This is a genomic window from Devosia sp. ZW T5_3 (assembly GCF_044987315.1).
Classification (GTDB): Bacteria; Pseudomonadota; Alphaproteobacteria; order Rhizobiales; family Devosiaceae; genus Devosia.
Genome location: NZ_JBJDRE010000029.1, coordinates 12,701 through 28,102 on the forward strand (window position 1 = coordinate 12,701; position 15,402 = coordinate 28,102).

At 63.0% G+C, this 15,402-nt stretch carries 15 protein-coding genes; 10 read left to right on the forward strand and 5 right to left on the reverse strand.

The features are described 5' to 3' along the window. Positions 1-82: 82 nt before the first annotated feature. Complete coding sequence (locus tag ACI3KW_RS22635) at positions 83-1,570, forward strand: DHA2 family efflux MFS transporter permease subunit (RefSeq protein ID WP_404849959.1); 1,488 nt, start codon at positions 83-85, stop codon at positions 1,568-1,570. 81 nt (positions 1,571-1,651) lie between these two features. Beyond that, a complete protein-coding gene (locus ACI3KW_RS22640; protein ID WP_404849960.1) occupies positions 1,652-2,596 on the forward strand; it encodes a hypothetical protein in 945 nt (314 codons plus the stop codon). Positions 2,597-2,607: 11 nt separating this feature from the next. Here the strand turns inward: ACI3KW_RS22640 and moaB are convergent, their stop codons facing one another. The 3 genes from moaB to ACI3KW_RS22655 form a co-directional block, all read right to left on the reverse strand. Further along, positions 2,608-3,144, reverse strand: a complete 537-nt coding sequence (gene moaB, locus ACI3KW_RS22645) for a molybdenum cofactor biosynthesis protein B (RefSeq protein WP_404849961.1) — start codon at positions 3,142-3,144, stop codon at positions 2,608-2,610. Then, the gene (locus tag ACI3KW_RS22650) at positions 3,122-4,444 is read right to left on the reverse strand and encodes an MFS transporter (protein ID WP_404849962.1); all 1,323 of its coding nucleotides are present in this window, start codon (positions 4,442-4,444) and stop codon (positions 3,122-3,124) included. The genes moaB and ACI3KW_RS22650 overlap by 23 nt, the downstream gene beginning before the upstream one ends. Positions 4,445-4,545: 101 nt before the next feature. Further along, complete coding sequence (locus ACI3KW_RS22655; protein WP_404849963.1) at positions 4,546-5,373, reverse strand: uracil-DNA glycosylase; 828 nt, start codon at positions 5,371-5,373, stop codon at positions 4,546-4,548. 163 nt (positions 5,374-5,536) lie between these two features. On the opposite strand from ACI3KW_RS22655, the gene ACI3KW_RS22660 reads away from it, so the two are divergent. Both ACI3KW_RS22660 and ACI3KW_RS22665 read left to right on the forward strand, forming a co-directional pair. Then, positions 5,537-7,318 carry a tetratricopeptide repeat protein gene (locus tag ACI3KW_RS22660; protein WP_404849964.1) on the forward strand — a complete coding sequence of 594 codons (1,782 nt, stop codon included), beginning with the start codon at positions 5,537-5,539 and terminating at the stop codon, positions 7,316-7,318. Positions 7,319-7,327: 9 nt separating this feature from the next. Further along, complete coding sequence (locus tag ACI3KW_RS22665; RefSeq protein ID WP_404849965.1) at positions 7,328-8,203, forward strand: 4-(cytidine 5'-diphospho)-2-C-methyl-D-erythritol kinase; 876 nt, start codon at positions 7,328-7,330, stop codon at positions 8,201-8,203. 24 nt (positions 8,204-8,227) lie between these two features. Here the strand turns inward: ACI3KW_RS22665 and ACI3KW_RS22670 are convergent, their stop codons facing one another. Further along, positions 8,228-9,223, reverse strand: a complete 996-nt coding sequence (locus tag ACI3KW_RS22670) for a polyprenyl synthetase family protein (RefSeq protein ID WP_404849973.1) — start codon at positions 9,221-9,223, stop codon at positions 8,228-8,230. A 225-nt stretch (positions 9,224-9,448) separates the two neighbouring features. On the opposite strand from ACI3KW_RS22670, the gene ACI3KW_RS22675 reads away from it, so the two are divergent. From ACI3KW_RS22675 to ACI3KW_RS22690, 4 genes are read left to right on the forward strand one after another with little or no spacing between them, the layout of a single operon-like run. Beyond that, positions 9,449-10,123 carry a tRNA1(Val) (adenine(37)-N6)-methyltransferase gene (locus ACI3KW_RS22675; protein WP_404849966.1) on the forward strand — a complete coding sequence of 225 codons (675 nt, stop codon included), beginning with the start codon at positions 9,449-9,451 and terminating at the stop codon, positions 10,121-10,123. 50 nt (positions 10,124-10,173) lie between these two features. Further along, positions 10,174-11,001, forward strand: a complete 828-nt coding sequence (locus ACI3KW_RS22680) for a S49 family peptidase (protein WP_404849967.1) — start codon at positions 10,174-10,176, stop codon at positions 10,999-11,001. 3 nt (positions 11,002-11,004) lie between these two features. Further along, positions 11,005-11,244, forward strand: coding sequence for a hypothetical protein (locus tag ACI3KW_RS22685; RefSeq protein WP_404849968.1), 240 nt, complete (start codon positions 11,005-11,007; stop codon positions 11,242-11,244). Between the two features lie 54 nt (positions 11,245-11,298). Beyond that, complete coding sequence (locus ACI3KW_RS22690) at positions 11,299-12,225, forward strand: glycine--tRNA ligase subunit alpha (protein ID WP_404849969.1); 927 nt, start codon at positions 11,299-11,301, stop codon at positions 12,223-12,225. On the opposite strand, the gene rnk is transcribed toward ACI3KW_RS22690, so the two are convergent. Continuing rightward, positions 12,226-12,639, reverse strand: coding sequence for a nucleoside diphosphate kinase regulator (gene rnk / locus ACI3KW_RS22695; RefSeq protein ID WP_404849970.1), 414 nt, complete (start codon positions 12,637-12,639; stop codon positions 12,226-12,228). Positions 12,640-12,941: 302 nt separating this feature from the next. On the opposite strand from rnk, the gene ACI3KW_RS22700 reads away from it, so the two are divergent. Together ACI3KW_RS22700 and ACI3KW_RS22705 are read left to right on the forward strand one after the other, a co-directional pair. Continuing rightward, entirely contained in the window at positions 12,942-13,502 is a 561-nt protein-coding gene (locus tag ACI3KW_RS22700; protein WP_404849971.1) for a LemA family protein, read from the forward strand. A 7-nt stretch (positions 13,503-13,509) separates the two neighbouring features. After that, positions 13,510-15,402: DUF2207 domain-containing protein (locus ACI3KW_RS22705; RefSeq protein ID WP_404849972.1), on the forward strand; the 1,893-nt coding region annotated here is incomplete at its 3' end.

The window sequence follows — 15,402 nt, forward strand, 5'->3', positions numbered from 1 at the left end:
ACGATCTTTCTAGTGTGACGTCGAAATCAGCCGCCGCCATTCGTCATCATGGCGACATCCAATTTGGTTCAGGGAAGACATCATGACCACCGACAACACTATTGTGCCCGCTCCGGCGGACCAGGCCGCGCCGCCGCAGGATCATGCCGCCCGCAACAAGCTGGTGATTTCCCTGCTGCTCGTCTCGGCTTTCGTCGTCATTCTCAATGAGACGATCATGGGTGTGGCCTTGCCGCATCTGATGCACGATCTGGACATCACGGCGGGCGCTGCCCAATGGCTCACCACAGCCTTCATGCTGACCATGGCCGTGGTCATTCCCGTCACGGGCTTCCTGCTGCAGCGGCTCAATACCCGCCCGGTCTTTATCTTGGCCATGTCGCTGTTTTCCGCCGGCACGCTGATTTCGGCCATCGCGCCCGGCTTTGCCGTGCTGGTCATCGGCCGCATCGTGCAGGCTTCGGGCACCGCCATCATGATGCCCCTGCTAATGACCACCGTGATGACCCTGGTGCCGCCTGAATCGCGCGGCAAGACGATGGGCAATATCTCCATTGTCATCTCGGTTGCGCCCGCCATTGGTCCGACCATTTCGGGCCTGATCCTCTCGGTGCTCGACTGGCGCTGGATGTTTATTCTGGTCCTGCCCATTGCCCTGGGCGCTCTGGCGCTGGGTGCCAAGCGCATCGTCAATGTCACCACGCCCAAGGATGCGCCGATCGATGTACTCTCGGTCGTGCTCTCGGCCATCGGCTTTGGCGGTTTCGTCTATGGCCTGAGCGGGCTGGGCGAAGCGGCCCACCATCCGACCCCGGTTTCGCCGTGGATTCCGCTGCTGGTCGGCGCCGCCGTCATTGCCGTCTTCGTGCTGCGCCAGATCTCGCTGCAGAAGCAGGATCGCGCTCTGCTCGACCTGCGCACGCTCACCTCGCGCGTCTTCACCATTTCGGTGGCGATGATGGCGATCCTGATGATGGCCATGTTCGGCGCCTTCATCCTGCTGCCGATCTATCTGCAGAATGTGCTGGGTCTCTCGACCCTGCAAACCGGCCTGCTGTTGTTGCCCGGCGGTCTGGTCATGGGCCTCTGCGCGCCCACCGTCGGCACGCTGTTTGACAAATACGGCCCCGTGCCGCTGGTCATACCCGGCGCCGTGCTGCTCAGCATTGCGCTGTGGGGGCTGACCTTCGTGCAGCAGGATACCTCGGTCTGGCTGCTGCTCGCCGCTCACCTGACGCTGAGCGTTGGCCTCGCTTTGATGTTCACCCCGCTGTTCACGGTGAGCCTTGGCTCGCTGCCGCCCAACCTTTATTCGCATGGCAGCGCCGTGATCGGTACCGCCCAGCAGGTCGCCGGCGCGGCAGGCACGGCCCTCTTCGTCGCCATCATGACGTTGCAGGCCACCAGCCTCACCAATACCGGTGCCGATATCCTGACGGCAACAACCGGCGGTATCCGCTCGGCATTCCTGTGCGGCGCCATCATCTCGCTGGGCGCAGTCGCCGCGGCTCTCTTCATCAAGAAGCCGGCCCCGCGCGCCATGCCAGCCGAATTCGCGCCGGGGCACTAAGCCTCGTCGCCACAGCGGTCTTGACTCATCCCCGCCACCAGCCAAGCTGGTGGCGGGGATTTTCGTTTGGGGAGGAACTTCATGCACGCGCTGCTCGAGCGGATCGTTGCCGCCTCCGGCGTGCCGAACCTGGTGGATATTCTTGCCGCCCGGCTCAGCCCGACCGACCTGCAATCGCTGTTGCTCGAAGTCTATGATCGCCGCTCGTCCGTGCGTAGTCCGGCCGATCTGCTCGCCGATTACGAGAGAGGCCGCTTCTTCGGCGCCGCCAGCCTGACGCCGGCCGCTGCAGCCGAGTGGGATGCCATTCTGGCCGCCGCTGCGGCCGGGTTCCGATTTCTCACCCTTTCGCCCATGGCGCCGCTGGGCTCTTGCGCTGCTGTCGCACCAATCGGCCAATCCTGGTCGGTGCCTACCGTGCGCACCGGCGAAGTCGTGTCTGACGCTACCAATGTCCTGGCGCTCGAGGCCGACTTACTGCGCCGCGGTGTCGCCAAGAGTGATCCCAAATCGCAGGACATCGCTCATCTGGCGACAACCCATCGCGTGATCCGCCCCCAGGCATATTCGAAGCCGCGCCTCCTTGCCCATTTCGCCCTCTCGGCCATGGTCAGCGCCGGCCGTGACCAGGGCGGCTTTGGCTTTGAGGCGGAGGCTATACATGCCCAGATCGGCGCCTGCCTTGTCTCCTATCGCCGCTATTTCGGGCCGGCTTTGCGGCTGGGCATTTCGTACACGCTGCTCCACCCCGGCAATCCTGATGCCAGGCTTGAGGCGCTGCGCAGCCTTGCGCAAACTCACAATGCGGTACTGATCGAGGACGCCACCCGTCCCGCCGCCTCCGGCTATTATGCCGGTTTCTGTTTCCATCTGCTTGGTGGCTGGCCCGGCGGCGAATTGCGCCAGCTGGCCGATGGCGGCTCGGTCGATTGGACCGCCAAGTTGCTCGGCAATGCCAAGGAGCGGCTGCTGATCAGCGGCTGTGGCGTGGAAGGATTAGTGGCGCTGCGCGGGGAGGGCGAGTAGGGATCTAACCCCTACCGCTCATCCAACCGCGGCATCAACTCCACGAAATTGCAGGGCTTGTGCCGGTAATCCAATTGATGGCTCAAAATGCCTTCCCAGGCGTCGCGGCAGGCGCCGCGCGAGCCGGGGAGGCAGAACACGAAGGTGGTGCCGATCAGTCCGCCCGTTGCCCGCGATTGCAGCGAACTGGTCCCCACGGTCGTGGCCGAATATTGATGGAACAGCACTGAAAAGCCTTCCATCCGCTTGTCGAAGAGCGGTTCGACGGCTTCGGGTGTCACATCGCGCCCGGAAAAGCCGGTGCCGCCCGTGGTCAGGATCACGTCGATACCCGGATCGGCGACAAAATTCTGCACCGCCTGCCGGATCAGCTGGATATCGTCGCGCACCACCACCCGTTCGGCGCAAGTATGCCCGTCGGCTTCCAGCAGTGATTTGAGCAGCGCGCCGCCGGTATCGGTTTCCAGGGTCCGCGTGTCGGAGACGGCAATCACGGCGATGGAGAGCGGCTTGAACGCCCGGTCTTCAAATCTTTCCGTCTTGAACATTGCCTGTCTCTCCGCTGCTCGCCAATTCCTCGGGCACCGGGGCTTCGTCTCCCGGCATTTCGTAGTCATCACTATCAGCCCGTGGGTCGAGCACAATCGATTCTGGCGTGACCTGCCTGTCATTGCCCATGGCCTGGAATGGGGCACGATCGGACGCATCCACGCTCTTGCGCACCCGCATGCGCAGATAGGCGGTGACTGCCAGCAGGGCATGGAATACCGCGGTGATAACAAACAGGCCCACCGGCGACCAGGCGCCCATGATCATCGAGGCAACGGCCGGCCCGATGGCCAGCCCGATGCCCAGGATCAGCAGCATGCCGCCGGCAATCTTGGCGAAGTCACCGTCTTTGGCAAAGTCATTGGCGTGGGCCACCGCCACCGCGTAAATCGGATTGGCGGCAAAGCCATAGGCGGCAAACAGCACATACATCATCCACCCCGCCTCGGGATTGATGAGCACGGTCAGCGCCCCCACAACGGATGCAAACCCGGCCAGCCCAATCAGCACCAGCCGCCGGTCGATGCGGTCTGACAGCCGGCCGAACGGGATTTGCGCCACTGCGCCCAGAATGGCGGCCACCGCAAACAGCAGCGCAATGCCGCTGGCATCGAGCCCCCGCTCATAGCCGTAGACTGGCGCCAGTGTGCCGAAGGCGCCATTGGCCATGCCAACGGAAAAAGCCGCAATGGCCGCAACTGGTGAGGTGCGATAGAGCAAAAGAACGTCGATCTTGGCCGAGGCCAGCGGGCGCGGCTGGGGGCTTGAGGTCAATGCAGTGGGCAGCACCGCACAGATAAAGCTGATGGCGCCGAGCACGAAGGGCACATAGCCCGCCGTGCCGGTCACCGACATGGCGATCTGCCCCAGCGTCGAGGCGGCCATATTAATGGTCACGTAGATCGAAAAGATGGTGCCGCGGCTTTTGTTCTCGGCCACTTCATTGAGCCAGCTTTCGACGATCATTGCGGCGCCCGCAAAGCAGAAGCCGGAGAGCGCCCGCAGTAGAATCCAGCTGACATCGTTGATCAGCAGCAGATTGAACAGGATGGTGACCGTGCCGATGGCCGCCATCACTGAGAAAGCGCGGATATGGCCCACCTTGCGCACGATCAGCGGCACGGTGATGGACCCGGCGACGAACCCCACCGACCAGCCGGTGCCGATCAGGCCCAGCGAGAGTAGCGAAAACCCTTCCTCCGCGCCGCGCACCGATAGCAGCAGGCCCTGCAGGCCCCCGCCGAACATGAGCAGCGCCGAACCCAGAAACAGGGCATAGATCTTGATGACTGAGGCCATGACGCTCTTCGGCTCTTGTGGTCGGAGTAACGTTGCAAATCACGCAAGGGTGACCATAACGCGGCATGCTGGGATTGGGAGTGTAAAAAAGCGGCGGTTGCTTAAACTAGTCCCAGTGCCTCAATCCGCATCCGCAGGCTCAGCAAATCCCGCCATGCCTGCTGCTTGGCCGCCGGATTGCGCAGCAGATAAGCCGGATGCAGCGTCGGCATGGCCTCAACCTCATGCCGCCCGATCGCCACCTGGCTCCATTTGCCGCGCATCTTGATGATCCCGTTGGTTGTCGAGAACACCGTCTGCATGGCCGGCCCACCTAGCGTCATCACCACTTTGGGCGCCACCAGTTCCACCTGCCGATGCAGGAAGGGCAGGCACAGCGCCATTTCCTCGGGCGTCGGTGTGCGATTGCCCGGCGGCCGCCAGGGCACGGTATTGGCGATGTAAACCTTGGTGCGGTCGAGCCCGATGGCCCCCAGCATGCGATCGAGCAATTGCCCCGACTTGCCGACAAACGGCTTGCCCTGCCGATCCTCCTCGGCCCCCGGCGCCTCCCCGATCAGCATGATATCGGCCTCAGGATTGCCATCGGCAAACACCAGCTGCGTCGCCCGCAATTTGAGCCCGCAGCCATCATAGGCGCCCAGAATGGCCTGCAATTGCTCAAGCGTTTCCGCGCTCGCTGCCAAGGCGCGCGCCTCGCCCGGATCGCCACCCAATGCCGGGGCAGGGGCCGCAACGCGTTCGGCAGGCGCCGCTTCCCGATGGTCACCCATCACCACCGGAGCAGCCACAGCGGTGGCCCGCATCGGTGGGCGCTGTGCGAAGCGGTCGACCGGTTCCTCGCCCACGGCGATATCCACGCCGGCGGCGCGATACCAATCGAGCATGCCGACCATATCGTCCTGACTGAGGGATCGTTCTTGAGCCATGGCCTCTCTTATGTCACAGCGGCTCCGGCCGGGCCAAGCGGATATCGGGCTCCGGCGCAGAGTACAGCGGAAAGTGACTGCATCCGAACTTGCGGCGCAGTCGCAAAACGGACAATCTTGCCCGCCAGAACTGGCTGGATAAGGCCTTGGAGAAATAAGCCTCGTGACATTGCTCGTGAACCGTCTCGCGCGACCCGCCTTCGTGGTGCTGATGCTGGCGGCGTTTGCCGCCCCCCTGGCCGCCCAGACCAAGCCTGCCCAGTCCCTCGACATGTTGTCGCTGTTCCGCTCCAGCGTCACCGGCTCCTATATGGCCGGCCAGCAGGCGCTCAAGGATATGCGGACCGAAGAGGCCGCACGCTATTTCAACGATGCTGCCCAGGCCGATTGGGACAATCCGGTTCTGGTCGAGCGCTCGTTTATCGGCTTTGCCGTCGATGGCCAGATTGGCCAGGCCGCCGCTACCGCCAAGCATCTGCTCGAACTCGATCCGCGCAATGAGCTGGGCGAACTGGTCGTCGCCACCGAGGCCATCAAGGAGCGCCGCTATGACGCGGCTGAAAAAATGCTCGGCGCCATTGGCCAGGATAGCTTTACCGGCATCACCGCCGGCATTCTGCAGGCCTGGGCGCTGGTGGGCGATAACCGCTTCCCCGAAGCCGAAGCCCTGCTCGACAAGCTCGGCGCCAATGGGCTCGAGGACTTCCTGGTCTTCCACCGCGCGCTGATGGCTGAAGCCGCCGGGGAAACCGACAAGGCTATCGCGCTGGCCGGCAAGGCATTCGACGCCGAGCCCTTCGTCGCACGCATCGTCGAGGTCTATGCCCGCATTCTGGCCAATGCCGGCCGGTTCGACGAGGCCAAGGACGTTATCGCGCAGTTTGAAGCGCAGGGCCTGACCCATCCTATCGTCACCCGCGTCAAGCTGGCCGTCGAAGCCGGGCAGCGCCCGGGCATTTTTGCCACCAATGTGCAGGTCGGCGCCGCCGAAATGTTCCATGGCATCGGCGTTGCCCTGTCGCGCGATGGCAGCCTCGATCTCGCGCTGGTTTTCCTGCGCATGGGGCTTTACCTCGACCCATCGGCCGATGTGATCTCGCTGGCTCTGGGTCAATTGCTCGACAGCGCCGGCCAGCATCCGGCCGCCAACCGCATCTATGAAGCGGTCCCCGCGACTTCGGTGATGAAATCCACCGCCGTGGTCCGCGTCGCGCAGAATCTGGACGCCATTGGCGATCGTCCCGAAGCGCTGCGCCGCCTGAGCAATATCGTGGCTACCCGCCCCGACGATCTCGACGCCGTTTCCGTGCTGGGTGATTTGCTGCGCTATGACGAGCAATATGTGCCCGCCGCCGAGGCCTATACCAAGGCGCTGGAACTGACCGGCGGGGACAACGCTTCCGACTGGCGCTTCTATTACGTGCGCGGCATTGCCTATGAGCGGGCCAAGCAATGGCCCAAGGCCGAGGCCGATTTCCTTGAAGCGCTCAAGCTCAATCCCGACCAGCCTCAGGTGCTGAACTATCTCGGCTACAGCTGGATCGATCAGGACATGCATCTCGAACCTGCGCTCGAAATGATCGAGAAAGCCGTCAAGGCCGTGCCGCAGGATGGCTATATCGTCGATTCGCTCGGCTGGGCCTTCTACAAGCTCGGCCGCATGGATGAGGCCGTCACCACCCTTGAGCAGGCCGTGCTGCTGCGCCCCAATGATGCCGAGATTAACGACCATCTGGGTGACGCCTATTGGCGCGCCGGCCGCAAGCTCGAAGCCAAGTTCCAGTGGAACGTGGCCGCCTCTGTCGATCAGGAAGGCAATGTCAAAAAGCGGGTCGCGCCCAAGCTGGCCAATGGGCTGACCGAGGGTTCCGATTCCGATGACGCGCCGGTGGCCGAGGATTCGACCTCGGCTCCCGAGGATACTGCCCAGCCAGCCGTAAACTAGCACGGCCTGATGTCTCAGGCCCATTTCCAGGCGGCGCCGGCCAAGATCAATCTGGCGCTGCACATCACCCGTCGCCGTGAGGATGGCTATCACGATCTCGAAAGCCTCATCGTCTTTGCCGATGTGGCCGATGAGCTCGAAGCCGTGCCGGCGCCGGGCGACAGCCTCACCATCACCGGCCCCTTTGCCAGGGGGCTGAGCAATGGCGAGACTAATCTGGTCTTGCGCGCCGTGGCCGCCTTCCGTGCCCGCTGGCCCGGCGCGGTTGAGACTGGTCTCGCCCTCACCCTGCACAAGGCTCTGCCCGTTGCGGCCGGTATCGGCGGCGGTTCTGCCGATGCGGCGGCCGCGCTCCGGCTGATGGCGGGGCTTTCCAGGCAACCCATCCCAATTGCTGAATTGTCGGCTCTTGCCGCCCAACTGGGTGCCGACGTGCCGGCATGCCTCTTGTCCCGGCCGCTGGTGGCGCGCGGCATCGGGGAAATTCTGGCGCCGCTGCCCGAATTCCCGCTCTGCCATATTGTGCTGGTCAATCCCATGGTGCCGCTGGCCACCGCTGACGTGTTCCGCCGCCTGCGCGCCCACGACAATTATCCACTGCCCGCGCTGCCCACGCCACTCACGCGCCCGGCCCAATTGGGCATCTGGCTGGCCGAAACCCGCAATGATCTGGAACCGCCAGCCATCAAGCTCGTGCCGCTGATCGGGGATCTGGTGCAGCGCCTGCGTGCTGCGCCGGGTTGTATCCTGGCCCGCATGTCCGGCTCCGGCGCTACCGTTTTCGGCCTCTTCGGCTCGAGCACTCAGGCGCATCAGGCCGCGAGTGACCTGCGCCAAGCGAGCCCGGATCATTGGGTTGCCGCAGCGCCGTTGATTGTGCCTTAAGGTCGGTTCAGTCAGGCAAAAAGCCTAAAACGCCCGCATCACGCTGAACTCGACCACATCGCCCAGCAGCGCCCGCATTTCCGATGCCGGCAAGGCCACCAGCGCATCCTGCGCCGCACGAGCATGGGCCTGCGCCTGTTCCAGCGTGCGCTCCAACGCGCCATGGCGTTCCATGATCGCCACGACATCAGCCACGTCTTCGGCACTCGCCTCGGCATTGCCCAACGCCGCCGCGATCACCGCGCGCTCTGCCTCGGTTCCATTGGCCAGCGCCAGAATCACCGGCAGGGTCATCTTGCCTTCGCGCAGGTCATCGCCGGTATTCTTGCCCAGCGTGCCGCTCTGCCCGCCATAGTCGAGCGCGTCGTCCACCAATTGGAACGCCTTGCCCAGCTCGAGCCCATAAATGCCCAGAGCCTCCCGGCCAGCCGCATCAGCCCCCCCGGCCATGGCGCCCACCTTGCAGGCCGCCTCGAACAGCACGGCAGTCTTGGCGCGGATCACTTCGGCATAGTCGTCCGCTGTGGTGTCGAGGTCCCCGGTCTTGGCCAGCTGGAACACTTCGCCCTCAGCCATCACCGCCGAGGCGGCCGACAGCACGCCCAGCGACGCGATATCGCCGGTTTCCACCATCATCATGAAAGCTTGCCCAAGCAGGAAATCGCCGACCAGGATCGAGGCCTTGTTGCCCCAGACCATGCGGGCCGCAGGCTTGCCGCGGCGCATGTCGCTGTCGTCGACCACGTCGTCGTGCAGCAGGGTGGCATTGTGCATGAATTCGACGGCTGCCGCGAAATTGACCGCGCTGCCATTGCCCCGCCCGAATAACGACGCTGCCGCCACCGTCAGCATCGGGCGCAGCCGCTTGCCGCCGCTCTCGATCAGATAGCGAGCCAGCTCGGGCACCATTTCGACATGCGATTCGGCGCGCGACAGAATCAGTTCGTTGACCTTGGCCATGTCGGCCTCGGTGGCAGAAACAAGCCGCTCGATCGGCGTGGCGCTTTGCGCCTCTCGCATCTGGGTCAGCACTGACACCACTATTCCATCCTCGTTTGCCGCAATCGGCAAATCAGGTTGAGCCCGCCGCGTCTGCGCATATATGCTTCGCGCCAAACGGCCTTTTCGGGTGCGATGTCCCTAGACCAGCCACACGACTTTGTAAAACACCAAACAATAACACGCGACGCCTTTTTGGGTGGCAGGATCACTCTGTCGCAGCCCCGGCAGGGGTTCCGTGCGGGATTGGACAGCGTACTGCTCGGCGCAGCGGTCTCCGAAGGGGGCGAACGCCTGCTTGATCTGGGCAGCGGTGTCGGCACGGCCGCCTTCGTGGCACTGGCCCATGCCCCCGCCTGCCGTGCAACTTTGGTCGAGCAAAATCCCGACATGGCCGCGCTGGCCCGCGACAATGCAGTGGCCAATGGCTTTGCTGGACATGCCGAAATCATTGAGGCCGACGTCACTGCCAAGGGCGCCGACCGCAAAGCCGCGGGCCTGCTCGAAAATCACTATGATGCCGTCATCGCCAACCCGCCCTTTTTCGAATCCGGCGCCGGCACACTTGCCGCCACCGGCGACCGCGCCGCCGCCCGCCACATGGATGCAGCGGCCCTCGAGCTATGGGTCCGCACCGCGGCAAGCTCGGCCGCTGCCAATGGCGAAGTTATTTTCATCTACCCAGTCGAGAGCCTGGCGCCCCTGCTCGTCGCCTTCAGCCAGAGATTCGGCGGCCTGACCATCCTGCCGCTGGCGCCGCGTCCCGACACTCCGGTCAATCGCGTCTTGCTGCGCGGCATCAAAGGCTCACGCGCCCCGCTGCGCATGCTGGCCAGCCGCGCCCTGCACGATGCCGAAGGGCGATCCTTCCGGCCAGAGTTCGACGCAATCTTTCGTGGGATTGCCCGGCTCGACTGGTAATCGGGGCCGTCCCATCCTAAATCTGGCCGCGAAGCTCTAGAGGAGACCCAATGGCGACCCCAAACTGGCTATCCCGCCTCGTGCGGCGCGCTCCTGTTATTCCCGTCGTGCGCCTGCAAGGCGTCATCGCCGCCGAACAGCGCCAGGGCCGGCTCAATATCGCCACGGTCGCCCCCTTACTCAAGCGGGCCTTTGCCATCAAGTCGGCGCCGGCCATTGCTATCATCGTCAATTCGCCCGGCGGTTCCCCGGTGCAAAGCCGGCTGATCGGCAAGCGCATCCGTGATCTGGCCGACGAGCACAACAAACCTGTCCTGGTCTTTGTCGAAGACGCTGCTGCCTCAGGCGGCTATTTCATCGCCGTGGCCGGCGACGAGATCATTGCCGACCCATCTTCTATTGTGGGCTCCATCGGCGTCATCATGGCCGGCTTCGGCTTTGTCGGCGCGCTGGAAAAGCTGGGCGTCGAACGCCGCGTGCATACTGCGGGCATCAACAAGTCGACGCTCGATCCGTTCCTGCCCGAAAAGCCGGGCGACGTGGAGCGCATCAAGCAGTTCGAACTGGACATCCACCAAGTGTTCATCGACGTGGTCAAGACGCGGCGCGGCGCCAAGCTCAAGGCCGCCGACGACGTGCTGTTCACTGGCGAATGGTGGCCGGGCCTGCGCGGCATCGAGCTTGGCCTGATCGACACGCTCGGCGATATCCACGAAATCCTGCACACCCGCTATGGCAAGGATGTCGAACTGAAAATGATCGAACCCAAGCGCGGCTGGCTCAGCCTGCCGCGTTTCGGTTTTTCGGCATCAGGCCTGTCAGCCGATGCCGCCGCCACCATTGAGGACCGCGCCATCTGGGCGCGATTTGGGCTTTAGCGCATGACCGGTTTTATCATCCGCATTCTGATCTTCGCCGTGGTCTTTGGCGTTATCTATCTGGGAATCCGCAAGATTTGGCGCGACTGGAAGGGCCAATTCAAGGCCGATGACGAGGCCGCGCGGCAATTGCGTCGCGAGCGCGACCTGCGCGAACGCCAGCAGCCCGGCGTCATCGATCTCAAGCGTGACAATGACGGCACCTTCCGCCCCAATGGCAAGGACGATGACAAACGCCGTTGACCGCTCGGGACGCTCAAACTAGAGGTTTGGCGCGACAATAGGATAGTTTCCGATATGACCGACCGCCCCGCGCACATGGACCCTAAGAACTCGTTCCAGGGCCTGATCCTCACGCTGCAGCAATTCTGGGCGGAGCAGGGCTGTGTCATCCTGCAACCCTATGACATGCCCATGGGCGCCGGCACCTCGCACACGGCCACCGTCCTGCGCGCGCTCGGCCCCAAGCCGTGGAATGCTGCCTATGCGCAGCCTTCGCGCCGTCCCAAGGATGGGCGCTATGGCGAAAACCCCAATCGCCTGCAGCACTATTATCAGTTCCAGGTGATCCTGAAGCCGTCGCCGGCCAATATCCAGGATCTCTACCTCAAGTCGCTCTATGCCATCGGCATCGATCCGGCTCTGCACGATCTGCGTTTTGTCGAAGACGATTGGGAAAACCCCACTCTGGGCGCCTGGGGCCTGGGCTGGGAAGTGTGGTGTGACGGCATGGAAGTCAGCCAGTTCACCTATTTCCAGCAGGTCGCCGGCTTTGAATGCAATCCCGTTGCGGGCGAATTGACCTATGGGCTGGAGCGCCTGGCCTGTTACCTGCAGAACGTTGATTCCATTATGGAACTCAACTTCAATGGTGGCGTGGGCGACGCCAAGGTGAGCTATGCCGATGTGTTCCTGCAAAACGAGCAGGAATCCAGCAAATACAATTTCGAAGCCGCCGACACCGAAATGCTGTTCCGCCACTTCGCGGACGCCGAAAAGGAATGCCGTGCGGTGCTCGAAACGGGCTATGCCGGCGGCAACCGCCAGACCATGGCCATCCCCGCTTACGAGCAGGTGCTCAAGGCCGCGCACAATTTCAACCTGCTGGATGCGCGCGGCGTGATTTCGGTAACGGAGCGACAGAGCTACATCCTGCGCATCCGCGAACTCGCCAAATCCTGCGGCGAAGCCTGGCTCCAAACCGCAGGTGGCGGGGCCGAGTAATTACTCGGCCGCCACCGGCTGGCGTACGGCTAACACCGTCAGCATGTGCTTCCGGTTGTCCCGGCTGCGCCAGCTGATGGATTGGCCGACCCGAAGGCCGATCAGCGCGGTGCCGACCGGGGTCATGATCGAGATGCGGCCTGTCGCGATATCGGCATCGACTGGATAAACCAGCGTCATCATATGCTCCTGGCCGTTATCGGTGCGGTAATGCACGGAGGAGCCCATGCGGACGATGTCGCTGGGAACTTCGGCATCGTTGAGAACGCGAGCGCGCTCCAGTTCATAGAGCAGGTCGTCCGACTGGTCGGGCGTGTGGGTCAACCCGGCCATGGCCAGGATGTTGAGTTGCTTGTGGTCGGCCTCGCCAACGATGATTTCGGGCGTGAGGTCGTTATAGTCTTGAATATTCATGTATGTACCTGTGCAGCCGCCGTCGCGCATTTTGCGCGCCGTTGCGGCGATAAAATTGGGGTTGGGATATGCGCCAGCTCTGACGATCGATACGATCGGCCTGCCCCTAAGCAGGCTCCGGCGCGGCAGGCATGCTTAGGGCTGCGATCCCGCGAAGGGGTATTCCAGCCGGAATGTCAAAGTCATGCTCATCGTTATAAAGTAGTGCGGCGCCCGGCCAAGTCAAGGCGCCGCCATTGCACTTGGTTGGCGGCAGTGCCAGTGTTCGCGCTAATGCGGTGCGTTCGAGGAGCTTTCCACCCATGACAACCTGGATCATTCTGGCCGTTATCGTCATGGCGGCGGTTTATGCCGTCACCATCTATAACGGCCTGGTCAAGAACCGGCAGATGGTGGAAGAGGGCTGGTCGGGCATCGACGTGCAGCTCAAGCGCCGCACCGATCTCATCCCCAATCTGATGGAAACGGTGAAGGGCTATATGGGCCACGAGCGCGAAACGCTCGAAGCGGTCACCAATGCACGTGCCGCCGCCACGTCAGCGGCTTCCGGCTCCCCCGAGGAACGCGCCAAGGCCGAAGGCCAGCTTTCCTCCGCCCTTGGCCGCCTGATCGCCACGGCCGAGGCCTATCCCGACCTCAAGGCCAACACGACCTTCCTCGAGTTCCAGGCTGCCCTGCAGACTGTGGAAGACGAAATCCAGATGGCGCGGCGCTATTACAATGGCGCGGTGCGCAATCTCAATGTGATGGTCGAATCCGTGCCCTCAAACTTCATCGCCGGCCCCTTCGGGTTCAAGAAGGCCGAATATTTCGAGCTGGAAAACGAAGCCGACCGCGCCGTGCCATCCGTCAAATTCAACTGACCTGATAATGGCTTACCTCGCCCGCCTGGCCACATGGCTTCTGCTCGCACTCGTGTTGTGCCTGCCGGCCTCGGCGCGCGAGGAAATCCGCAATTTTGCCTCCGACATAAATCTGCATGTCGATGGCTCGGTGCAGGTCATCGAAACCGTCGATGTCGTGGCCGAAGGCATCGACATCCGGCGCGGCATCTACCGCGATATCCCCACCGTGATGCTCTCCGCATCCGGCAACAAGATCCGTTCCGATCTGGATGTGCAAACCGTTACCCGCGACGGCCAGCCTGAACCCTTCCGCACCGAACGTATGGGCAATTTCGTCCGCATCTGGATCGGGGACAGCGATAGCTTCATCGCCCGTGGCAAGCATCGCTATGCCATCACTTATTCCATGACCCGCATGGCCCGCAGCTTTGACGATCATGACGAGCTCTATTGGAATGCCACCGGCAATTACTGGATATTCCCGATCGTTAATTCAGTGGCGCATGTGACCCTGCCGCCGGGCGCGGTGATCTCCGATCTGGTCGGCTATACCGGCGCCGTGGGCTCGACCGAACAGGCGGTGACCATCACCCGCAATTCGGATTCAACGGCCACGTTCCGCACCAATCGCGAACTCGGCGCAGGCGAGGGCATGAGCTTTGCCGTCAAGTTCCAGAAGGGCATACTGACGCTGCCGACCGGGCTCGATGCTTGGCTGATCTGGCTCTCCGATCTGCGCGAAATCGTGCTGCCCATTCTGGGTGTCGTGCTGGTGCTGGCCTATAATCTGATCGCCTGGAACCGGGTCGGCCGCGATCCGCCCAAGGGCACGATCATCCCGCTGTTCCATCCGCCCAAGGATTTCTCCCCGGCGCTGACCCATTACGTCCACAAATGGGGCTTTGAAAAATCCGGCTGGACCGCGCTGACCGCCTCGATCTTCGATCTGGGCGTCAAGGGATTGGTCAAAATCGACAATCCCAAAAAGACCCTTTCGGTGACCACAACCGGCAAAGAACCCGATGCGGCCCTGCCGGTCGGTGAACAGCTGCTGTTTTCCTATTTCCAATCCAAGGGCGAGGTGACGGTCGACAAGCAGACTGGCCCCGAGCTGGAGAAAAAGCGCGGGGAATTCGTCGCCGCCATCGAAAGCGAAAACCGCTCCGTCTGGTTCCGCCATAACACCGGCTATGCCGTGCTCGGCTTCGTCATTGCCATCGCGGCGCTCGCCGCTTTGGTGCTGTTCGACGTGCTCGAACCGCTCTGGCTCTTTGTCGGCGTGGTCAGCGGCATCCTGCTTGGCGTGTTCGGCACGGTCGCCAGCACGCTCTGGAAAGGCGGCGGCTTTCGCAAATTCTTCGTGTTGTTCTGGATCGTGGTGGTCGGCTTCAACATCTTCGCCGGCGGGCTCGAAACCTTCAGCCGGCTCTCGGTCAATACGGCCGCTTTAGCGGCGCTTTCCATCGTGCTAACCACGGTGGTTTTTGCCGTGCTGATGCGCGCGCCCACCATCCAGGGCCGCAAGGTCATGGACCAGATCGATGGCTTCAAGCTGTATCTCGAAACCGCGGAAAAGAACCGCCTCAACATCAATGGCGAGCCGCCTATGAGCGTGGACCGCTTCGAGCGCATCCTGCCCTATGCCATTGCGTTGGGCGTGGAAAAACCATGGTCCGAGCATTTCGAGGCGGAACTGGCCCGCAATGCCGTCAGCGGCGTCTCGGGTGGCAGCGGATTCTATAGCCCCCTCTGGTATTCGGGCGGCTCGACCTTCTCTTCTGGCAAGATTTCCAACGCTATTAGCGCGACTGCAACAGGCATGTCGGCCGCCATGGTCGCCGCCCAGCCGGTCCAGGCCAGCTCCTCCGGCTTCAGTTCCGGTGGCGGGGGAGGAGGCGGTGGTTTCTCCGGTGGCGGG